We start from the raw sequence: 21,201 nt of genomic DNA on the forward strand, positions 1-21,201 counted from the left end.
TCCGACAGTCGGACAGGTTTTGAGGCAACCGGCCCCGAGCGGGCGCCCCTGTCCGTGCCCTACCTTGGCGATTGCGCACGCATGACTCGCGCCCCTGCCGGGCCGGTGTGGCCTTGGGCCTCATGCGGCGGAAACTTGTCCGACTGTCGGACAGGTTTTGACGGAACCGAGCCCGGGCGGGCACCTCTGTCCGTGGCTCACCTTCGTGTTCGCGCATGCACGACGTCTTGGTCCCACGGCCGAGGTCCGTGAGTCAGTCTCCTGGTGGAACGCTTCGGGGCGCGGGATTTGCTGACGGCTTGCGTAGATGACGGCCCATGCGGAAATCATGGCCGTACGCAGTGGTGATGCTGCTGGTGCTCTTGGGAGTGCCTCGGCTGCCGCACCACTTCATCCCCGACCGACAGCTGGCGCTGACGATGTCTCCCGTCGTCATGTTCGCCCTGCTGGTGCCGACCGCCCTCTACTTTCTTCCTCGCTACCGCCGGAGCAAGCAGCTCACGGACGAGGGCTCCAATTGCTGTCGGAGGGGAGGGTGGCCGCTGCGCTCGAGCGGTGTGCGTGGATTACGTGGTGAACCGGTCGCGTTGAGGCAGAAGCCCGTCAGGTCGATAAGCTCGTGCCAATGAGCTCTCTCGAACGAGGGTTGCCACCCTTGAAGCAGGTGTCTACTCCCAGCCTGGCTCCCCTGCGCGAGGTGGGCAACGCGATGTTCGCGCTGGCGGACGTGGACTCGCTGGGCACTCCGAACTTTGAAGATCCGGACGTGGAGGAGTATCTCAGGAAGTACGGTGCTCCTCCCGGCCCGGAGCGTGATTGGTGGCTTGAGGCACAGTGCGGCCTGGAGTTCGTCCTCTGCCTGGACCTCTACATCAAGAGCGTCAGGGTCATCGCCGAGGAGTCGGCGGAGTTCGAGCACGTGCTCGCGCATCTGCCCTTCGCGGCTGAGGAGTCCTTCCGAATGAAGCCTTCCGCCGAGGAGCGGGAGCGTCGCGAGGGCCATGGAGGCTGGGCGGTGTGTCGGATCGACACGCATGGGAGCACGTTCGAGGTGGAGAGCTTCTCGCGTGAGGGCTCCGCACGCTGCTTCGCGAACCTCCTGGATGCGCGCGGACACAAGCAGGGATATTTCGTCGAGCCACGCGGCGTGCTGCCTCCACTGCCGTCTGGCGACCCGGGTCCCCACCAATGGGTCCTGCTGCGCCAGGACGAGAACGGCGTGCGCTACGAAATCGAGCGCGCACGTCGGCCTCAACGGCTGGAGTGGCTGGCGGAGCAGTACAACAAGGAGGCTCGCCACAAGCAGCACTGGTTCGTGGAGAGGCTGCCTCCCGTCACTCCGGCGGCGACAGCAGCGGACCGGTGAAGGCGACCTCCAGGCCTCCGTACTCCGAGGGGGCCAGGGCCATCTTCCAGCCGTGCAGCTCCGCCACGTTGTGCACGATGTGCAGGCCCAGGCCCTGGCCTTGGGGTTCGCGTGTCCGCGCGTCGTTGCCTCGGAAGCGGCGCTCCAGGAGCCTGGAACGCTCTTCTTCGGAGATGCCGGGTCCGTCGTCGATGACCCTCAGGTGGAAGGTCTGCTGGCGCGTCGTCTCCAGCACCACCGCCACGTGGCCGTCCTCGCGCCCGTACCGGATGCCGTTGAGCACCACGTTGCTCACCGCCTGTTCCAGCAACGTCTCATCGCCCATCACCCAGGTGGGCGTCGCCGGAACTCCGCTCTCCAGTGCGATGCGCTGTGGCCTCGCGATGGGCTGGTGACGGCCCAGCACCCGTGACACCAAGGCGTTCAGGTCCACCGGCGCGTGCTGCACCTGCGGTGCTCCCGCCTCCAGCCTCGCCGCCGCTCCCAGGTTGTGCACCAGCGAGGCCATGTAGTGCGCCTCGCTCATCGCGGACAACATCAGCCCCGCTTCCAAGGGCTCACCCGCTCGCATCCGCTGCTGCATCGCGGCCAGGTGCCCCTGCAACACCGTGAGCGGCGTCATCACGTCGTGCGTCGTGTTCGCCAGGAAGTCCCGCAGCGTCTGCTCGCGCGCGTGCTGGTGCGCCATCTGCGCCTGGAGCTCCGCTCGCGCCTGCTGGAAGGCCCGGGCAAGCTCGGCGATTTCGTCGCTGCCGTTCACCGTCACGGGCTGCTCGTAGCGGCTGACCGATGAGGCTCGCACCTCGTCCGTCAGCCGGCGCAGGCGCTGCACCACCGGCCCCAGCGCCACCACCATCGCGGACAGGAGGATGAGCGTGGGCACTCCCCAGACGTACAGCGGGGGCAGTCCCACCTCCGGCGACTCCGCGGGCTCGACCCGGCGCGCGAGCACGTACTCGCAGGGGCCTCCATCCCAGGGCATGCGCAACAACAGGTCCTGCACCAGCGCGCCGTCCGCCTTCGAGTAGCGGCGCACGCCCACTCCGTCTTCCCGCACGCCCTTGCGCAGCTCGTCGTCCAACGCTGGGGCCTGCGGGTTTCGCGAAACAAGCTGTCCGTCGAACGGGTAGAGGGACACCGGCGGCAGGCGCCGCCCCATCGGACCCCGGGGCCTCAAGCGCGGCGGACCTTCGTCCCCGGGCCTGGGGCCTCCCGAGGCAGGACCGTTGTTGCCCGAGGGCTCGTTCGGACCTTCGTCCCCGGGCCTGGGGCCTCCCGAGGCAGGACCGTTGTTGCCCGAGGGCTCGTTCGGACCTTCGTCCCCGGGCCTGGAGCCTCCCGAGGCAGGACCGTTGTTGCCCGAGGGCTCGTTCGGACCTTCGTCCCCGGGCCTGGAGCCTCCCGAGGCAGGACCGTTGTTTCCCGAGGGCTCGTTCGGCGCGACCGTGCCGGAGGGCGGGCCTCCGTTGCCGTCGGGCAGGCCTTCCCGCTCCCACGGTGGACGCTGGGGGGAACGGGCGCGGACCATCCAGGTCTCGGGCGCGGCCTCGCAGCGCTCCCGGCCCCCGGACTGCATCTGCGACAGCGTGGACGCGATGATGACTTCGTCCGTCGTGCGGCGGCGCACTGAGTGCTCCACCTGCACCAGCGCGAACACCGCAGGCACCGTCACCGCCACCGCCGTGAGCGCCAGCCGCAACCGCAGCTTCACGCATCCTCCCCGGGCACCAACCGGTAGCCCACGCCCCACACCGTCTCCACGCACTTCACCGGCCCCAGCTTGCGCCGCAGCCGCGACACGTGGACGTCCAGCGTTCGCTCCGTGCCCTCACGCTCCGGATCCAACACGTGCTCCACCAGCCACTGCCGCGTCACCGCCTCCTGGGGCCTGCGCGCCAGCGCCACGAGCAGCCCGAACTCCACCCGCGTGAGATCCACCGGCCGCCCCTGGACCAGCACCGTGCGGCCCTGCAGGTCGATGCGCAGCGCTCCCACCTCCACCACCGCCTGCTCCTTCTGCAACGTGGGCCGGCGCAGGCGCGCACGCACGCGCTCCACCAGTTCCTCGGGCCAGAAGGGCTTGGTCATGTAGTCGTCCGCGCCCAGCTTCAGCGCCCGGACCTTGTCCAGCGTGTCGTTGCGCGCGCTCAGGATGAGCACCGGGACCTCCGAGAAGGTCCTCAGCGCCTTGAGCATGTCCAGGCCGTAGGTGCCCGGCAGCATCAGATCCAACACCACGAGGCTCACGTCCGGCAGGTCGCCGGACACCAGCAGCCGGCCCTCGCGCCACCACACGGGCTCGAAGCCCGCGCCGCGCAGGTGCCCGACAATCTGGGACCCGAGCGGGTCGTCATCTTCCACCAGCAGGATGCGGTCGCCCATGCTCCATGCCTCCCTTCGGACACCCCCCGGAGTCCTCCGGGGGGGGCCGGCTCACCCTGGTTCAGGGCATGCCACCGTCGAAGCCCGGCGGCGGAGGCCCCAGGCCGCCATCCCAGCCAGGCGGGGGGCCCATGCCACCATCGCCCCCGGGCGGAGGACCCCCGGGGCCTCCGCCCCCGCCACTGCCTCCCGGCATGGCGCAGGATGCGTTGTTCAGCGACGAGCGGATGACCAGCGTCTTGGACGCCAGCATCGCGCCGTCCGCCATGCGCTGCGTGGCGAAGAGGTAGTCGCCCACCGCGTCTCCAGAAACCACCGTGTCGTTCTGGTTGGTCGTGTCGCGCTCGCCGCGCGTGTTGTAGAGCGGCTGGTTGTTGATGATGTCGTCGCTCGTCGAGTCGTCGAAGAACAGCTGCGACGTGACGAACTCCTGGCCGTTCACCCGCACCGTGAAGTGGATGTGGAGGGTGCGGCTGCTGTACCAACCGGGGAAGCAGGTGTCGAAGTCCACGCGCCCGTTGGCGTCCGTGGTCTGCACGCCCCGGAACCACCGCGCCGCTCGGGCCGTCGCGTCTCCGGACGTGCAGAAGTCGCTCGCGTCCTCGCCGGAGTACAGGCCCTCCGGGCCCGCGTGCCAGATGTCCACCGTGGCACCCGGGATGGGCTTGCAGGACTCGTCCACGACGAGGAAGGCCAGGCGCACCGGCAGGCCGTCATGGCCCTCGCTGATGTCCTTGCGGTCCACCGTGGTCGCGTAGCAGGGCCCCAGCGTGGCCTCGCAGGCGAGGTTGCACACCGTGCCCAGGCCGGACGCGAACGGATCCGGATACGCGGCGGCGGCCGTCATCGCCGCGGTGCCTCCCGTGGCCCAGAAGCCCGGGTCCACCACGCCCGCGTCGGTGCCCGTGCCCGCGTCGGCCCCGGTGTTGGTGTCGCCGCCCGTCGTGTCGTCGCCTCCACAGGCGACGAGCAGCTTCGCCACGGGAACCGCGGCCAGCGACAGGCCAATGCCGCGCAGGATGCTCCGGCGCATGATGACCTGGGGGGAAAGGTCCTGAGGGGATTCGCTCTTCATCCGGGGTTCCTCCGGGAGCTCGGGAGCCAGGGACGGCGAGAGTGCCGCCCTCGGGACCGCCCGGGGCTGACCGGACGGCGAACCGGGTTATCTCGGCAGAACCTTAAGCAATCCTTGCGCGCAAGGACCGCGACTCAGGAGAAGCGCACGCGGAAGGCGGCGAGCAGCGGACCCGCCGCCCGTCCGTCCGCCGTGGATTTCGGCCCGCCCTCGGGGAGCGTCGCGCCCAGCTCCTCCAGCGCGGGCTTCATGGACTCGAAGGCGTGGAGCGCCTCCGCCGCGTTGTCGAAGAAGCGCGGATGCGACAGCCAACCGGAGATGCCGCAGGTGACGACATGGAAGGACCGCGAGTCGTCCGCTTCGTAGGTGAGGCGCAGGAGGCCGCGGAAGCCCTCGTCCCGCACGACGGTGCCGCCCTGGCTGCCCATGCCCCCAAGCGTCGCGCCGCCCTCGTAGTCGCCCCAGCCTGAGTCCGCGTTCATGCCCCACGCATAGCACTCCAACGGCTGACGCGGGCGGCGTGACAGGGAGGCGCCGCGCCGTTGCCCGTGGCCCCTGTCTGCCGGAGCGAGCGGCGCGCCGGGTGGGGTTGCACGCCGGTTGTCGGCCTCCGCGCACCGCCCAACGTTTGCGGTGTGGGGGATGCGTCATGTCCGCGGAAACCATCCATGAGCCGCGCTACACGGAGGAGATCGTTCCCTTCCTCGCGGGTGACGGCCGTGCGCTGCACCTGGTGCACCTGCGCGGCGTCGAGAAGGCGGACAAGGGGCCGGTGGTGCTGGTGCACGGCGCAGGCGTGCGCGGGAACATCTTCCGCGCGCCGGTGCGTCAGACCGTGGTCGATGCGCTGATTGAAGACGGCTACGACGTGTGGCTGGAGAACTGGCGCGCCAGCATGGACGTGGAGCCGGGCGAGTGGACCCTGGACCAGGCCGCCGTCCTGGACCACCCGCCCGCAATCCGCACCGTGCGGGAGAAGACGGGCGCGGACAAGATCAAGGCCGTCATCCACTGCCAGGGCTCCACCAGCTTCACCATGGCCGCGGTGGCGGGGCTCCTTCCGGAGGTGGACCTCATCATCACCAACGCCGTGTCGCTGCACCCGGTGGTGCCCAAGACGGCGAAGGTGAAGCTGCACTACGCCGTGCCGCTGGTCGCGCACCTGACGCCCTTCCTGGATCCGCAGTGGGCCTACGGCGGCCCCACGCGCACGGCCCGGATGCTCACGCGCGTGGTGCAGGCCACGCATCACGAGTGCGAGAACCTGGTCTGCCGCTGGACGAGCTTCACCTACGGCACGGGCTTCCCGGTGCTGTGGCGCCACGAGAACCTCAACGCCCAGACGCACGACTGGCTCCAGCACGAGTTCGGCCCCGTGCCCTTCAGCTTCTTCAAGCAGATGGACCAGTGCGTGCGCGCCGGCCACCTGGTGCCCGTGGAGGGCTTCCGCGCGCTGCCGGAGGACCTGGGCGTGCGCGAGCCCCAGACGGACGCGCGCTTCGTCTTCTTCGCGGGCGAGGAGAACCGCTGCTTCCTCGCGGAGAGCCAGCGCCGCAGCTTCGAACACCTGGAGCACTTCCACCCGGGCCGGCACGCGCTGCACCTGCTGCCGGGCTACGGCCACCTGGACGTCTTCATGGGCAAGCGCGCATCCCAGGACGTCTTCCCCCTCATCCTCTCCGAGCTGGATCGCTCCGCGCTCCACTGACGAAAGGCAAAGCCATGTTCCTGCCTCGACGCATCCAGACCCAGTACGGCCGCTATTCGCGGGTGGATGACATCCCGTACGCGCTGCCGGTGGACTCGAAGGGGGCACCCGCGATGGTGGCCGCCTTCACCGTGGACGCCCGCCGCGCGGCGGCCCTGCTGCCCGGCAATGAGCTGCACCCGCTGCGCCTGTCGCGCGACCGGAGCGTGCTGCTCGTCTCCGTCATCGACTACAAGCAGACGGACATCGGCGCGTACATCGAGTTCAGCATCGCGCTCGCGTGCACGCACGGACGCAGGCCCGCGCCGCCGCTGTTGCCCCTGCTGTTCCAGAAGCGCTTCGGCGTGGGGCAGTACGTGGTGGACCTGCCGGTGAACACGGAGATCTCCGTGAAGGGCGGCAAGGGCATCTGGGGCATGCCCAAGCACCTGGCCCGGCTGGACTTCCGGGTGGAGGACGGCTCCGTGAGCAGCCGCTACGAAGAGGGCAGCCAGCAGGCGGTGCGCGTGCGCATCGAGCGGCCGAAGCTCGCGTGGCTGCCCGTGCGGATGTCGGCGGTGAACTACTGCGCCTTCCGGGGGATGCTGATGAAGTCCACCATCTACTTCCGGGGCCGCTTCGGCTTCCGGTTGGGGAAGCGCGCGTGGGGGACGCTGGAGCTCGGGGATCATCCGCGCGTGCAGGTGCTGAGGGACTTGAGCATCTCCCCGCGCCCGTTCCTCACCGGGTTCTTCCCGGCGTCCAGCGGCGTGCTGGATGATCACTTCGAGGCGTGGTTCCTCACCCAGCCCACGCTGCCTCCGGACACGTATCCGGAGGGACTCAAGAGCGTGGTGGACCTGGGCCAGGACCAGACGCCCATGCCGCCTCCGGAGTCGGAGGGAGCGCCGCCGAGAGCGCTCCATGCCGTGGGGCCCCTGCCCGAAGCGCGTCCGCGGGAGGAAGCGCGTCCATGAAACGCGGCGGCCGTCTGGATCTGGCGAACGCGTGCCTGCTGTTCCTGTGCACGTCCATGTACCTGGGCACGGGCTGGTCGCTGATCCTCTTCACGTTCCCCATCGCGCCCCAGCTCACGGTGGACAACTACTACCTGCAGTTCGTGCCGCAGGTGCAGGCGGCCACGCGGTTCTTCACCTGGATGACGGCGGTGATGCTGCTGTCCTCCGGCGTGCTGGCGTGGCGCGAGCGCAAGGCGGCCCTGCGCTGGTACCCGCTGGGCGTGGGGGTGGCGGTGGTGGTGGCCACGCTGCTCACGCGCATCTACATCTTCCCGTACAACGACGAGATGGCGGCCGGCATCACGTCGCCCGAACGGCTGAGAGAGGTGCTGGACGCGTGGATGCGGATGAACCGCATCCGCGTGGGGCTGTGGACGGTGCAGTGGCTGCTCACGCTGGGCTACTTCGTCCACCGGGTGCTGCGCGCGGAGCAGCCCGCGGGGGAGCGCTGGCGCCTGGGGCTGTCCGCGCCGCCGCGCCGGGAGGTCCACGCATGAGCCCGACCGCGTCGCGGTGGCTGGAGCGACAGGCCCGCGTCAACGGGCGCCCCTGGCGCTGGGCGCTCGCGGCCATCGGGTGGATCACCGTCGCGTCCGGCGCGGCGCAGCTGTTCCTGCCGGGGCTGGAGCTGCGGCTGCTGCACGCGGATGCGTCCGCCGCGCCCGCGCACTTCTTCCGCATCGTGGGCATGTTCATGGTGCTGTTCGGCGGCCTGCTCCTGCACGGCCTGCACGAGCCCCGCGCGAACCCCGCCGCCTTCCTGTGGACCGGCCTCCAGAAGGTGGGGGCCTGCGGCATGGTGGCGGTGGGCGTGGCGCGCGGCCTGCTGTCGCCCCTGGCGCTGGGAGTGGCGGCGTTCGACGCGCTGTCCGCCGTGCTGGTGCTGGGGTTCTACGCGTCGCTGCGCCAGCGCGAGCAGATCATCACCGTGCTCAGGCCGCAGACAGAGGAAGCACCTCCGGAGATCACCAGCCCCTCCGTCAGCGCGCTGCGGGTCGCGGAGGCGACCCGGAATGGCGCGCCTTCGCAGCGGCCCCTGCGCACGTTCGGGGAGGTCACGGCCGTCCAGCCTTCCCCGGCGGAGGCGCCCCGGCGTTCGCTGGTGCTCGCGGGGGGCGGCATGCGCGTCGCGTGGCAGGCGGGCGTGCTGCGCGCGCTGACGGACGCGCGGCTGACCTTCTCCCACGCGGACGGCACGTCCGGCGGCATCATCACCCTGGCGATGTGGCTGTCCGGCCAGTCCCCCGCGGAGATGTGCGAGCGGTGGCGGACGCTGGACGTGAAGGACTTCGTGTCGCTGATGCCGCTGGACGAATACGCGCGGCCCTGGAAGCTCCCCGCGCTGGGGGACGCGGACGGCATCATCCAGCGCGTCTTCCCCCACCTGGGCGTGGACGTGGACGCCATCCGCGCGAACCGCGAGCGTTCCGGCACCTTCAACGTGTGCGACTTCACCCGGAAGACGAACGAGGCCATCCCGCACACGGACGTGGACCGCGACCTGCTGGTGGCCGGCATCTCCCTGCCGCTCTTCATGCCCCCGGTGGTGAAGGACGGCCACCTGTACCTGGACTCGGTGTGGATCCAGGACGCCAACGTGATGGAGGCCGTGCGCCGCGGAGCGGACGAGGTGTGGATCGTCTGGTGCATCGGCAACACGCCCCGGTACGCCGACGGCTTCTTCCACCAGTACGTCCACATGATCGAACTGAGCGCGAACGGCGCGCTCTTCGCCCAGCTGGCGCAGGTGCGCGAGCTCAACGCGCGCATCCTCGCGGGCGAGCACGTGCCGGGGCACTCACGGCCCATCACCGTGCACCTGATCAAACCCGCGCACCCGCTGCCCCTGGACCCGGACTTCTACGCGGGAAACGTCACGGCGGAGACCCTCATCGACCAGGGCTACTCGGACGCCTGCCGCTACCTGGCGGTGGCGGACGGCCAGGGCCTGCCCCTCACCCCGGAGATCACGCAGATGACCGAACCCGCCTACGACCTGAGCTTCCGCGAGACCATGGCCGGTCCGCTCGCGATGGGCACCACCGACCCCGAGGCGGGCGCCCACGACGGGCGCTCCACGCCCTTCACCATGCACTGCACCATCACCATCGACGACATGGAGGCGTTCATCCGCGACCCGGACCACGCGGCCCGGCTGGTGGCGCACGTGCAATACAAGCCGCTGGGCATGGACCTGCCCGTGCGCGAGGGGAGCTTCAACCTCTTCCGCTCCACGGATGATCCGCGCACGAAGATCATGACCTACGGCCTGCGCTTCCAGGCGAACGGCCAGGACTACTACCTGGACGGCACGAAGACGCTGCGCGACGACCCGGGCCCGGACCTCTGGCGCGACACCACGCGGCTCTACAGCTACCTGCACGCAGGCGCGGACGCGCGCGGCCCGGTGGTGGGCGCGGGCGTCCTGGTGCTGGGCATGCGCGAGCTGCTCCACCTGGTGGCCAGCATGCGCTCGTCTCGCGGGGGCGTGGAGGGCGCGGAGATGATGGCCCGCTTCGGCCACCTGTTCCTGGGCGCGCTCTGGGACCTTTACGCCCCGGAGGCGCCGGTGCGCGAGCGCGAAGGGGAGGCCCCGCATGGCCACGAGGGATGAGCACTTCGACGTCGTCATCGTGGGCTCGGGCTTCGGCGGTTCGGTGATGGCGTGGCGGCTGGCGGAAGCCGGCCTGCGGGTGTGCGTGTTGGAGCGGGGCAAGGCGTATCCACCGGGCTCCTTCGCGCGCAGTCCGCACGACATGCGCCGCAACTTCTGGGACCCGAGCAAGGGCATGCACGGCCTGTTCAACCTCTGGTCCTTCCAGGGGCTGGGCGGCGTGGTGTCCTCGGGGCTGGGCGGTGGGTCGCTCATCTACGCGAACGTGCTGCTGCGCAAGGACGAGAAGACCTTCATCCACCAGGACCTCCATGACGGAGGCTACGAGGACTGGCCCGTCACCCGCGCCGACCTGGAGACGCACTACGACGCCGTGGAGCGGATGATGCGCGTGCAGCGCTATCCGCTGGAGCATCCGCCATACTCCACCACCGCGAAGACGCTGGCCATGAAGCTCGCGGCCGAGCGCCTGGGCCGCGCGGGCGACTGGCAACTGCCGCCGCTGGCCGTGACGTTCGGCAACCCCGGCGAGGTGCCCGTCCCGGGCGAGCCCATCCGCGAGGAGTTTCCCAACCTCCACGGCCGCACGCGCACCACCTGTCACCTCTGCGGTGAGTGCGACGTCGGCTGCAACACGGGCAGCAAGAACACGCTCGATTACACGTACCTGTCCGCGGCGAAGCGCGCGGGGGCGGAGCTGCGCACGCGCGCGGAGGTCACGGAGCTGTGGCCCGCGGAGGGCGGCGGCTACGTGGTGCGGTACCTGGACCACACGGACACGCCGGAGGACGTGCCGCGCGAAGGCCCCCAGTCCCTGCTGCCGCGCAGCACCGTGACGGCGGACCGGCTGGTGCTGGCGGCGGGCACGTTCGGCACCCCGTTCCTGCTCCTGAAGAACCAGCGGAACTTCCCCGGGCTGAGCGGACGCTTGGGCACGCGCTTCTGCGGCAATGGAGACCTGCTGGGCTTCATGCGCCAGTGCCACGACTCGAGCACCGGCAAGCAGCTGCCGCGCATCCTGGAGGGAGGGCACGGGCCGGTCATCACCAGCGCGCTGCACTTCCGGAGCCAGGAGGAGGGCGGCACGGGCCGGGGCTACTACATCGAGGACGCGGGCTACCCGGAGTTCGTCAACTGGCTCTACGAGGGCGCGCAGCAGGTGCCGCTGGTGGAGCGAGGCCTCAAGCTGGCGTGGCGCCTGATTCGCGGGTGGACGGGACACGCGCACGACTCCGACGTGAGCGAGGAGATCGCCGAGCTCCTGGGGGACTGTCTGGGCTCCGCGACGTCGTTGCCGCTCCTGGGCATGGGGCGCGACCTTCCCAACGGCCACATGCGGCTGACGGACGACGGGATGCTCGCCATCGACTGGCGGATGAGCGGCTCGCGCGAGTACTTCAATCAGGTGCGCCAGTCGATGGCGGACATCGCCAGGACGCTGGAGGGGAGGCTGCTGCAGAACCCGCTCAGCTACTTGAGCCGGGTCATCACCGTGCATCCGCTGGGCGGCTGCCCCATGGGACATGGGCCGGACGAGGGCGTGGTGGACGCGACGGGTGAGGCCTTTGGCCACCCGGGGCTGTACGTGGCCGACGGCTCGATGATGCCGGGCCCCGTCGGGCCCAACCCGAGCCTCACCATCGCGGCGCTCGCGGACCGGTTCGCGGATGCGCTCATCGATTCGTTCCGCCGGGGCACGCGGGGACGCACGTGGCGGGAAGCGGAGGAGGGGCCATGGCCGTCCGCGCCTCCGATGTGAGCCGCCTCCCGGGCCAGCGCGTCGAGCCCGAGCCCCAGACGCCTCCGGGCCGGAAGATGGTGTCGTGGTACGACCCGGCCGTGCTCGCGAAGTCGGGCATGAAGGCGCTGCTGTCCGGGACGTTCGGAAAGCAGGCGGACCGGCGGCTGCTGGATGCCGTCTCCCGGCCGCAGCCGCTGGCGTTCGACTACTCGGTGGACGACACCGGCCATCCGCGCGACGAGCTGTGGCTGGACTACGTGGCGGACCTGGGCGACGGCTGGGACTCCACCTACGCGGTGGCGTCCACCGTGATGGCGCCGGAGCTGGCGCTCACGGACGAGGACGGCAAGACGCATGTCACGCGGGGCGGCGACGTGCTCGTGTTCGGCGGGGACGAGGTGTATCCGACCGCGAGCGTGGACGAGTACCAGGCGCGCACGGTGGTGCCGTACGAGGACGCCCTGAACAAGCGGCGCCACCGGCCACACCTGTTCGCGGTGCCGGGCAACCATGACTGGTATGACGGCCTGGTGTCCTTCACGCGCCTGTTCTGCCAGGGCCGGCGCTCCAATGGCTGGCGCACGCAGCAGCAGCGCAGCTACTTCGCGTTGAGGCTGCCGCACGGCTGGTGGCTGCTGGGCACGGACTTCCAACTGGAGTCCGACCTGGACGCGCCGCAGGTGGAGTTCTTCCAGAAGGTGGCCGGGCAGATGCGCGCCACGGACCGGATCATCCTCTGCAACGCGGAGCCGGCGTGGGTGAAGCAGCAGGTGATGCCTCACGCGGGGCGCGGCTTCCTGGACCACAACATCGACTTCCTGGAGCAGGAGGTGCTGGGCAAGAAGGTGAGCGTCTTCCTGGCGGGGGACCTGCACCACTACCGCCGGCACGAGAACGCGGACGGGCGGCAGAAGATCATCGCGGGTGGGGGAGGGGCGTTCCTGCATCCCACGCACCTGCCCAAGGTGGACCAGAGTCCAGGCGGCTTCGTGCAGAAGGCGAGCTATCCGTCGCGGAAGACGTCCCAGTGGCTCGCCTGGCGCAACCTGCTGTTCACCGCGATCAACCCCTGGTTCGGCGTGTTCATGGGCGTCGTCTACACGCTGCTGGGCTGGGGCGTGGCCGCGAACCTCAACGAGGGCGCGGTGGGTGCGCCTTCGTTCCGGGAGCTCATCAACGCGGCGTTGCAGAGCACGGGCTCCATGGTGCTGGGGGCCGGCGTGGTGCTGGGCGCGATCGCGTTCGCGGACCGCCGGAGGGGACCGCTCTGGAAGAAGGCCGCGGGCGTGGCGCATGGACTGGCGCACATGGGGGTGGCGCTGCTGCTCACGTGGGGCGTGTCCGCCATCGCCTCGCCGCTGGCGGCGGAGCTTCAGTGGAGCTTGCGGCGGGATTTCTTCAGCGGGCTGCTGCTGTTCGGCGGCGGTGCGCTGGTGGGACCGCTGGTGGTGGGCGTGTACCTGCTGCTGTCGCTCAACGTGTTCTCCTGTCACCCCAATGAGGCGTTCTCGTCGCTGTCCATTCCGGACTGGAAGAACTTCCTCCGGCTCCACTTCGACGCGGACGGCCAGCTCACGGTGTACCCGGTGGGGTTCCGGCGGGTGCCTCGGCGGTGGAAGCGGGGGAGCGGACCGGAGGAGCCGGTGTGGGTGCCGGACCCGACGGACACACGGGCGACACCGCCCCGGCTCATCGAGCCGCCCATCGTCATCAGCCGGAAGAAGGCGCTTCCGGGGAAGCTGGAGACCGGTCCACCCGGACCCGCGGACATGATGGTGGACGAACACCTTCCCGGCGGAGCGGTTTGAGCGGCGCGGGCCAAAGTCCTACGCTGCGTCCCATATGAAGGCGATGCTCCTGTCCCTGCTCTTGCTCGGCGCCGCGCCGTCCGGCCCCGCGCCGTCGTCCCTGCCCCCCGAAGCGCTGGGGGCACCCCCGCTCGTGGATGCGTCTCCGACCGCGTGGTCGTGCACCATCGACACGCTGCGCGCGGGCAAGGAGTGCGTGTTCGAGGCGGAGGTGCCGCCCGCCAAGGGCGCGAACACGGACGTGGAGTCCGCCAACATCAAGCTGCTGAAGGACGCGTCGCGCGCCCTCTGCTCGGAGGCCGTGAGCATCGCGCGCGACGGCACGCCCGACCCCAAGCTCGTCGCCGTCTGCGAGCGCAAGTACGCGGACGTCGTGGGCCGCTGCGGCATCGAAGGCAATACGCCGGTGGTGGATGCCAAGGGCCGCTTCGCGCCCGAGGCCCGCGCCTGCTACCGCGCGCTGTCCTCCGTGCTCCAGGACGTGCAGCTGATGGCCTCCGTGGCCTCCACCTGTTGTGAGTGCGCCGCGCGCAGCCAGTGCCCCGGCAACGGAGAGAGCTGCTACGCGGCCGTGTCGCGGCAGCAGGCCGGGCCCACCACGCTCGCGTGCATGGACGAGCGCTGCCGCGACGCCTGCTCCATGATGCTGCCCCCGTCCGCGTCCATTCCGCGCCAGTCGCCGTCGCGCGGAAGCCCGCAGCACACCGACTCCGCCGCGCTGTAGCGCGTCCACCGAGCCGTCGCACTTCAAGGAGCCTCGCGCCATGCCCCGTCTTCCGTTGCTGACCCTCCTGGGTGCGCTCGCCACCGGCTGCGGTGCCTCGCACTCCCACGTCGCGCTGGAGGACCGCGCCCTCACGGACGCACCTCCGCCGCGGACGCCGCCCCCCGCGCCCCGGACTTCCGTCGCCGCGGAGGAACCGCCCCTGTCGCCGCATGACGCCCGCGCGTTCCTGGCCCGCTACTCCACGCCCGCCGCGTGCGAGACCGCCGCCCGCAGGCTCCAGGCGACCTCTCGCGACGACGCGTGGCTGGCCCTGAAGGTGTGCGCGGAGGCCCCTGGCTTCACCCAGCTGGGCGCCGTGCTGGGCAGCGCGTGGGCGGAGGACCTGCGCGTGCGGCCGGACGCCGCCAACCTCATCGCCCGCGTGGTGGCCCAGCGCGGCGGCAGCGTGGACGGCGAGCTGCGCCTGCTCCACGCGCGCAAGGTGCCCATCTTCTCGCTCGCGTCCGCCGTCGCCCAGCCGGACACCTACCGCGGCCGCTACGTGCTCCTGCGCGCGCAGGTGGCGGACCAGCGCTCGGAAGGGGAGCGCCCCACGCTGTGGCTGGTGGAGCAGGGCCTCCAGTCCGTGGCCTCCCGCCGCGAGGTCGGCGTCGCCTACCACTCCGACACCGTGACGGAGGCCTCCGGCGACCTGGGCGGACGCACGGCGCTCACCGGCGAGGGCCGCATGGGCGGCTCCATCTTCACCCGTGAAAGCAACACCCAGTCCGCCTCCGAGCGCACCTTCGACAACCTCTCCGAGGAGACCGGCCGCGAGGCCCTGGGCCGGCTGGCCGCGCCGGATCCCTTCCTGGAGACCCGCCGCGACTACGTCATCCTCGCGCGCTTCGACGGCCTGCGCGTCACCTCCGGCATGACCACCGACGACGAGGACGAGGGCCCGAAGATCCCCGTGCTCACCATCGTCAGCTACCACCTGCCGCAGGCGCTCGCCGTCTACTGACGGGCCGCCGCGCCCGTCAGCGCTTCACCGGCGCCGCCGTCGCCGTCGCCGTCAAATCCCGCGACGGCGTGCCGGAGTAGATCTCCACGTCCGTGGCCACCCACGACCCCAGCCGCTCGCCGTAGGTCGTGTGCACCAGCACACCCGGGTGCAGCTGGGCGCGGGCCACGCGCTTGCCGTCGCGCAGGATTCGCGTGGACGGCGCCACCACGAAGGGCCGCTCCACGCCGTCGTCGTCGCGCACCGTGAAGCCCCGCGTGCCCGAAAGCGTCACCGTGCCGTAGAAGTCCGGCACGTCCTCGGCCACCACCGAGCCCGCGCTCCCGCTCCCGCCGGTGCCTTCCTCCGTGGGAACCTCCGCCAGGGACGAGAACACCGCGAGCGGCGGCACCCTGCCGCTCTCCGCGACGGCCCCGTCCCGCGACTGGCACGCGCTGACGCCCAGCACGAGCCCTCCGACGACGAACAGCCACCTCCCCCATCCCTGGCGCATGGCCCCCACCTCTCGTGCGTTGGTGCTCCCAAGATGGGGCGGAAACCCGGTCCGACAACCACCCCCGGCAGGGAGGTCCGCCCCAGTGTCACCCGGGCCACGGGGACCGCGACCGCGAGTGGGGGCAGGGGAGCGCCGTCAGTCCGGACCGGACACCAGCCCGTGCTTTCGCAGGAGCTTGCGCAGGTAGACGCGGTCGATGCCCGCCTCGCGTGACGCCTTGGAGACGTTGCCGCCGCACCGCTCGAGCAGCGTGCGCAGGTAGTCGCGCTCGAAGCCTTCGATGAGGCGCTCCTTCGCTTCCTTGAAGGGCAGCTCCAGCGCCAGCGACAGCGTGTCCTCCGGGTCCAGGTCCGGCGACAGGGCGGGGCGCGCGACCGGCGTGTCCGGCAGCTCCGGCAGCGCGGACTCGCCCAGGCTCACCACCCGGTCCACCACGTTGCGCAGCTCCCGCACGTTGCCCGGCCACGGGTACTGGGCCAGCAGGGCGCGCGTCTGGTCCGACAGGGCGCTGGGCGGCTTGCCCATCCGCTCCAGCACGGTGTCGATGAGCAGCGGGATGTCCTCCGGCCGCTCGCGCAGGGGCGGCAGCGTCGCGCGCAGCACCGCGAGCCGGTGGAACAGGTCGCCGCGGAAGCGGCCCGCCTTCACCGCGCCCTCCAGGTCCTGGTGCGTGGCCGCCACCACCCGCACGTTCACCGAGCGGTAGTCGTTGGCGCCCACCCGCTTCACCTGCCGGCGCTCCAGCGCGCGCAGCAGCCGGGGCTGCACCTCCAGGGGCAGCTCGCCGACTTCATCCAGGAAGAGGGTGCCGCCATGGGCGCGCTCGAAGGCGCCCGCCCGGTCCGCCTGCGCGCCGGTGAAGGCGCCCTTCACGTGGCCGAACAGCTCCGACTCCAAGAGCTGCGGCGCCACGCCCGCCAGGTCCACGATGACGAAGGGCCCCTTGGAGCGCCCGCCATGCAGGTGCAGCCCCTCCGCGCACAGCTCCTTGCCGGTGCCCGTCTCGCCCTGGATGAGCACGTCGGACTCGCCCTGGGCCACGCGCTCCAGCAGGGTGAAGACCTCGCGCATCCGGCGGCTCTGGCCCACCAGGTTGCCGAAGCGTTCGCGGTTGGACAGGGGCAGGGTGTGCGCCTTCTCTCCCTCCGGGACGAGCTTCAGCTCCGTGGTGCCCAGCGTGAGCACCGCGCCGGGGCGCACCTCCAGGGTGGTGAAGCGCATGCCCTCGCAGAACGAGCCGTTGCGCGAGCCCGCGTCCACCGCCTGGATGCTGTCCTCGCGCACGTCCAGCAGCAGGTGGCTGCGGGACACCGCCCGGTCCGCGATGATCACATCCGAGCTGGCGTCCGCGCCCACCCGGTAGCGTCCGGGCGCCAGCGGGTAGCTCTGGCCCGCGTCCGGGCCGGACAGCACCAACAGCCGCACCCGCACCCGCGCCGAGCGCATCGCCGGCAGGGCGTCCGTGCGCAGCTGCCGGTCTTCCTCCCCGCTGTCGTCCCCGAAGCGCGCCACGGCGCGGACCATAACATACGAAAACAGAAAGGCCCGGCCTCCCCGCACGCACCGGAAAGGTGCGTCCTGGAAGAGGACGGGCCTGGGAGGAGTCCAGGAGCCTGAAGCGGCGGTCAGGCCGGCGGCTTCGCGTGCTTGTAGAAGAGCACCAGCGTGTAGCAGTGGAACTCGTTGTCAGAGGACTGGCAGACGACCCGGTCCACGATCTCCAGGTCCGCGTTGCTCTTGATCCAGCGGGTGACGTTCTCACCCAACTCTTCCCGCTCCTTGGCCTTCGTCGCGGAGAAGACCTTCACGCCCGTGAACATCGCCTGCCACTCCTTGTGGGTGGTGAGAAAAGGCTTGACCGGGGGTTATCGCACACGCCGTTTCGGGGTGTCAAAAATGCTGCGGACCAAAAGTCGTGATCCGCGAGGGAGCGGGGGAGCTGCGCGGGGTGGGGGTTTGCAGGTGGACCGGCATGCATAGGTTCACCCGGTCGCACCCGGTTCGTGGATTGGGGCGGGGCTCGGGGCCATTTCCGGCTCCAGGGCATGGGCGGAAAAAGGGGGCAGGACCGTGGACATGAAGACGAAGAAGGACCTGGCGGTCGATTTCATCAACACCATCCGCACCATGGAGCCGAGCGCGCTCAACGCCCTCATCGTGAAGGAAGCGGGCGAGGAGCTGGCGCAGTTCTTCCTGAACTACAGCGCGAACCTCATCTCCAAGGATCCGTCCCGGGTGCTGGAGAACACGTCCTCGCTGATGCTGATGGGCTACCTCATCCGCACGTACGAGGAGAAGAACAGCCAGGCCAAGCAGGGCAACTTCCAGTCCTACGCGTACGCCTGAGGGCCTCGAGCACGCGGGCTCGACAGGCCCGGGGAGGCCTGTTAGGCACGCGTCGCCCATGCTCATCGACCTACACGCCCATTCCCACCTGTCCAAGGGGTGCGACCTGGAGCCGCGCGCCGTGCTGGAGCGGGCGGCCATGTTCGGCCTGGACGCGGTGGCGTTCACCGAGACGAACACCCAGGACGGCTGCGACGAGCTGTTCGAGATCGGCGCGAAGTCCAAGGTGAAGGTCTTCGTGGGCCTGGAGCTCGTCACGGACCGGGGCCAGTACCTGTGCTTCTTCCCGAAGCCGGAGCTGGCGCCGGAGCCCGTGCAGATGTGGGGCAGCAACCGGGAGAAGCCCTGGAGCGCCGCCGAGTGCCTGCCCAAGGTGAAGGCGCTGGGCGCGGCCATCGTCGCGGCCCGCCCGTTCGACCGCGACGTGCCCAACCCCGCCATGGACTACGTGCGCTCGCTGTCCGGCGTGCTGTGCGCCGTGGAGGGCTACAACGCCAAGGTGAAGCAGACGGCCAACGACCTGGCCGTGGAAGCGGCTGACGTCCTCAAGGTGCCCTGCGTGGGCGGCAGCGACGCGCGCGGCTCCCTGGACGAGATGGGCCGCGGCGCCACCTTCTTCAAGCGCGACGTGCTCACCCAGGCGCAGCTGGTGGAGGAGCTCTTCAAGGGCGACTACTGGCCGGTGATGGCCGGTGAATTGCCCCGCCTCACCCGGCCGGGCGAGGCCCAGGCCCAGCGCAAGGGCGGTGGCGGCAAGAAGCAGCACCGCCGCGGCGGCCGGCGCTAGCCGGGCGCCAGACGCTCAGGGCAGGATGGCCTTGCCTGCCTCTTCCGCGCGCACCAGCTTCCCGTCGGTGAGGAACACCTTGCGGCGCTCGCCGGTGTAGCGCCACTCCTCGTTCTTCGCGGTGCCCTCCAGCGTGCGGCGCACGGACTCCGGCGGGCCCCAGGCCATGCGCACCGCGTCCGCGGGCATGTCCGGCACCAGCGTCTTGGTGCGCACGGCCTCCCTCACCGCCGCGCTGAAGCCGTTGAGTTGCTGCGTCAGCGGGTGGGGGGACAGCGTGCTCCCCAGCTCCGCGCGGAACGCGTCCTGCCGGTCCAGATTCGGCGGCAGCACCATCACCACCTGCTCGCCCGCGGGCGCGCCCTCCACCGTCACGTACACCCACGGCCAGGTGCGCGGGGAGTAGAGGACGCGCTCGGTGACGACCCACGCGGTGGGGAACTCCACCTTGGTGATCCGCACGCGCGAGCCGGCGGGGAGGGTGGCCTGGATGGGGCCGGGGTTGATGGGCTTGCCCTGGGTGTCGTCCACCAGCCGCACGTCCTCCGGCGGGTAGGGTGTCAGCAGCCGCTTGGACGCGTCCCCGAAGAAGGGCGTCAGGTAGGCGGAGACGCGCAGGTACTGCTCCGCGTCCGGGCCGCTGAGGCCGCGGTCCAGCGCGGCGCGGTCCTCGGGGGACATGCGGGTGGCGGACGCGCAGCCGAAGGTGGCTGCCGCGACCACGAGCGGCACCAGGAGACGGGACGACAGCGAGCGGAGGGAACGCGGCATGGCACCTGGAGGCACGCGGGGTGGGGCGCGCGCGCTTTCAGGTGTCTGCTTAGCCTAGCGGCTGGCCTGCGTCAGCGCTGGCGTGTCCGTCGCCGCGAGCTTGCCGTTGCGGCAGCCGCGCTGCGGAGGACACACGGGCCCGCGTCCATGCGGATCCGCGACCAGGAGGAACCGCCCCTGCCCCCGCGCATCCGTCAGCTCCGGATGGCCGCACAGCGCGCAGTGGCGGGGGGGACGCTTCGAGGGAGGGAAGGGCACGCGTGAAGTCTGCGGCCTCCCCGCGCCCCCAGCGAATTTTCAGCCGGGGGCGGTGGGACGGTGGGACCTGGGGCGCTACGACTTGTCGCCGGACGCGGACGGCGTGCTCGGCGCGGCCGCGGGAGCGCTGGGCGCCGTGCTGGTGCTCGACGTCGACGCGGACGAAGAAGACGCGGACGACGACGAGGACGACGAACCGCCGCCGTCCTTCTTCGTGGAGCCGTACAGGTCCGAGTACCAGCCGCCACCCTTGAGGTGGAAGCTGGAGCGGCTGACCTGCTTGCTCAGCGTGTTCTGGGCGCCGCACGCGGTGCAGACGGGGGGCGTCGGGTCGGACATCTTCTGCAGGACGTCGATGGTCTTTCCACAGGCCGAACAGCCGTACTCGTAGATGGGCATGGGGTGGGTACCTCGTCTCGATGAGTCAGTTCGAAGGGGATTGGGCCTGGGCGGACAGCTGCTTGCGCAGGCCCTCCGTCAGGTTCAGGCGTTCGAAGGCGCGAGTAACAAGCTCCGCGGGCGCGCCGTGCTTGCGACCCACGACGTTGGCCAGCGAGTGGAGATCCGTGGCGTCCGGCAGGGCGTCCTTCGCCAGCCGCTCCAGCTCCTTGCGGAGCGCGTCGGCGAAGCGCTTCTGGATGCCCAGGTCCACCAGGTACTTGTCCCGGCCGAGCAGATCCAGCCGGTGGGTGAGGTGGCCCGTGGCCAGCACCTCGTTGCGGAAGCGCTCGCGCAGGGCCTCCACCACCTCTTCCAGCTTGAGCGCGTGCGTGAGCCGCTGCAGCTCGCTGGGAGACAGGCCGAGCGCCCAGGCCACCCGGCCGGCGGCGCCGCGCTGGGACGCGTAGGCGGTCTCGATGTTGTGGCGCTCGCGCGCCTCCAGCGTCTCCATGATGCCGTGCTGGCGCAGCACGTTCTCCATGTCGACCTGGGTCATCTCACCGCGCGGGCCGTTGTAGCGGTGCTCCAGCGTGCGCAGAAGTGAGTAGCGGTGCTCCGTGGCCTCGATGGCGGCCTCCAGCGTCTCCTTGCCCTCCGCGCGCGTCAGTTCAAGGAACGACAGTCGCTGGGCCTCCACGCGGGTGAAGCGGCCGCGGGGGCGGGGCAGCTCGCGCTTGAGG

Annotated in this window: 21 protein-coding genes and 1 pseudogene; 11 read left to right on the forward strand and 11 right to left on the reverse strand. The window is 70.7% G+C overall.

The genetic code is table 11. From position 1 onward, the window contains the following. The first annotated feature begins 655 nt into the window (after window positions 1–655). On the forward strand, window positions 656–1,366 hold the full coding sequence (locus D7W82_RS11865; RefSeq protein WP_120618449.1) for a hypothetical protein: 711 nt from the start codon (window positions 656–658) through the stop codon (window positions 1,364–1,366). On the opposite strand, the gene D7W82_RS11870 is transcribed toward D7W82_RS11865, so the two are convergent. The 4 genes from D7W82_RS11870 to D7W82_RS11890 form a co-directional block, all read right to left on the reverse strand. After that, on the reverse strand, window positions 1,335–3,077 hold the full coding sequence (locus tag D7W82_RS11870; RefSeq protein WP_233587436.1) for a cell wall metabolism sensor histidine kinase WalK: 1,743 nt from the start codon (window positions 3,075–3,077) through the stop codon (window positions 1,335–1,337). The two genes, D7W82_RS11865 and D7W82_RS11870, sit on opposite strands and share 32 nt — an antisense overlap. After that, complete coding sequence (locus D7W82_RS11880) at window positions 3,074–3,748, reverse strand: response regulator transcription factor (protein WP_120618450.1); 675 nt, start codon at window positions 3,746–3,748, stop codon at window positions 3,074–3,076. Before D7W82_RS11880 ends, D7W82_RS11870 begins: the two co-directional genes overlap by 4 nt. A gap of 61 nt (window positions 3,749–3,809) precedes the next feature. Further along, window positions 3,810–4,823, reverse strand: coding sequence for a protocatechuate 3,4-dioxygenase (locus D7W82_RS11885; protein WP_120618451.1), 1,014 nt, complete (start codon window positions 4,821–4,823; stop codon window positions 3,810–3,812). Between the two features lie 134 nt (window positions 4,824–4,957). Then, window positions 4,958–5,305: a hypothetical protein gene (locus tag D7W82_RS11890; RefSeq protein WP_120618452.1), complete on the reverse strand. Its 348-nt coding sequence runs from the start codon at window positions 5,303–5,305 to the stop codon at window positions 4,958–4,960. A 167-nt stretch (window positions 5,306–5,472) separates the two neighbouring features. Between D7W82_RS11890 and D7W82_RS11895 the strand changes: the two genes are divergently transcribed. Genes D7W82_RS11895 through D7W82_RS11930 form a run of 8 tightly spaced genes read left to right on the forward strand, consistent with a single transcriptional unit; the run spans window position 5,473 to window position 15,422 of the window. Next, entirely contained in the window at window positions 5,473–6,531 is a 1,059-nt protein-coding gene (locus D7W82_RS11895) for an alpha/beta fold hydrolase (RefSeq protein ID WP_120618453.1), read from the forward strand. Between the two features lie 14 nt (window positions 6,532–6,545). Then, a complete protein-coding gene (locus D7W82_RS11900; protein WP_120618454.1) occupies window positions 6,546–7,487 on the forward strand; it encodes an acetoacetate decarboxylase family protein in 942 nt (313 codons plus the stop codon). Next, window positions 7,484–8,026: a DUF1772 domain-containing protein gene (locus tag D7W82_RS11905; protein WP_120618455.1), complete on the forward strand. Its 543-nt coding sequence runs from the start codon at window positions 7,484–7,486 to the stop codon at window positions 8,024–8,026. The genes D7W82_RS11900 and D7W82_RS11905 overlap by 4 nt, the downstream gene beginning before the upstream one ends. Then, a complete protein-coding gene (locus tag D7W82_RS11910) occupies window positions 8,023–10,143 on the forward strand; it encodes a patatin-like phospholipase family protein (RefSeq protein ID WP_120618456.1) in 2,121 nt (706 codons plus the stop codon). The genes D7W82_RS11905 and D7W82_RS11910 overlap by 4 nt, the downstream gene beginning before the upstream one ends. Continuing rightward, window positions 10,127–11,902, forward strand: a complete 1,776-nt coding sequence (locus tag D7W82_RS11915; protein ID WP_120618457.1) for a GMC oxidoreductase — start codon at window positions 10,127–10,129, stop codon at window positions 11,900–11,902. The genes D7W82_RS11910 and D7W82_RS11915 overlap by 17 nt, the downstream gene beginning before the upstream one ends. After that, window positions 11,878–13,692, forward strand: coding sequence for a metallophosphoesterase (locus D7W82_RS11920; RefSeq protein ID WP_120618458.1), 1,815 nt, complete (start codon window positions 11,878–11,880; stop codon window positions 13,690–13,692). The genes D7W82_RS11915 and D7W82_RS11920 overlap by 25 nt, the downstream gene beginning before the upstream one ends. A 34-nt stretch (window positions 13,693–13,726) precedes the next feature. Next, window positions 13,727–14,416 (forward strand): hypothetical protein, encoded by a 690-nt coding sequence (locus D7W82_RS11925; RefSeq protein WP_120618459.1) that lies wholly within the window; start codon window positions 13,727–13,729, stop codon window positions 14,414–14,416. 40 nt (window positions 14,417–14,456) lie between these two features. Further along, a complete protein-coding gene (locus tag D7W82_RS11930; RefSeq protein ID WP_120618460.1) occupies window positions 14,457–15,422 on the forward strand; it encodes a hypothetical protein in 966 nt (321 codons plus the stop codon). A 16-nt stretch (window positions 15,423–15,438) separates the two neighbouring features. On the opposite strand, the gene D7W82_RS11935 is transcribed toward D7W82_RS11930, so the two are convergent. From D7W82_RS11935 to D7W82_RS11945, 3 genes are all read right to left on the reverse strand, one after another. Beyond that, entirely contained in the window at window positions 15,439–15,915 is a 477-nt protein-coding gene (locus D7W82_RS11935) for a hypothetical protein (RefSeq protein WP_120618461.1), read from the reverse strand. Window positions 15,916–16,053: 138 nt separating this feature from the next. Next, entirely contained in the window at window positions 16,054–17,442 is a 1,389-nt protein-coding gene (locus D7W82_RS11940) for a sigma 54-interacting transcriptional regulator (protein ID WP_120618462.1), read from the reverse strand. Window positions 17,443–17,543: 101 nt separating this feature from the next. After that, the gene (locus D7W82_RS11945) at window positions 17,544–17,738 is read right to left on the reverse strand and encodes a hypothetical protein (RefSeq protein ID WP_014397120.1); all 195 of its coding nucleotides are present in this window, start codon (window positions 17,736–17,738) and stop codon (window positions 17,544–17,546) included. A gap of 250 nt (window positions 17,739–17,988) precedes the next feature. On the opposite strand from D7W82_RS11945, the gene D7W82_RS11950 reads away from it, so the two are divergent. Next, the gene (locus D7W82_RS11950) at window positions 17,989–18,264 is read left to right on the forward strand and encodes a hypothetical protein (protein ID WP_043321624.1); all 276 of its coding nucleotides are present in this window, start codon (window positions 17,989–17,991) and stop codon (window positions 18,262–18,264) included. A 58-nt stretch (window positions 18,265–18,322) separates the two neighbouring features. Next, window positions 18,323–19,051 carry a PHP domain-containing protein gene (locus D7W82_RS11955; protein ID WP_120618463.1) on the forward strand — a complete coding sequence of 243 codons (729 nt, stop codon included), beginning with the start codon at window positions 18,323–18,325 and terminating at the stop codon, window positions 19,049–19,051. Window positions 19,052–19,066: 15 nt separating this feature from the next. Here the strand turns inward: D7W82_RS11955 and D7W82_RS11960 are convergent, their stop codons facing one another. The 4 genes and pseudogenes from D7W82_RS11960 to D7W82_RS11975 all read right to left on the reverse strand — a co-directional run. Beyond that, entirely contained in the window at window positions 19,067–19,822 is a 756-nt protein-coding gene (locus tag D7W82_RS11960; RefSeq protein ID WP_120618464.1) for a hypothetical protein, read from the reverse strand. A 54-nt stretch (window positions 19,823–19,876) separates the two neighbouring features. After that, window positions 19,877–20,080, reverse strand: coding sequence for a hypothetical protein (locus D7W82_RS11965; protein WP_120568423.1), 204 nt, complete (start codon window positions 20,078–20,080; stop codon window positions 19,877–19,879). A gap of 75 nt (window positions 20,081–20,155) precedes the next feature. Then, window positions 20,156–20,479 (reverse strand): FmdB family zinc ribbon protein, encoded by a 324-nt coding sequence (locus D7W82_RS11970; protein ID WP_120618465.1) that lies wholly within the window; start codon window positions 20,477–20,479, stop codon window positions 20,156–20,158. Window positions 20,480–20,504: 25 nt separating this feature from the next. Further along, window positions 20,505–21,201 (reverse strand): annotated as a pseudogene (locus D7W82_RS11975) (hypothetical protein); the annotation flags it as partial.

This window comes from Corallococcus sp. CA049B (genome assembly GCF_003611685.1).
GTDB lineage: Bacteria > Myxococcota > Myxococcia > Myxococcales > Myxococcaceae > Corallococcus > Corallococcus coralloides.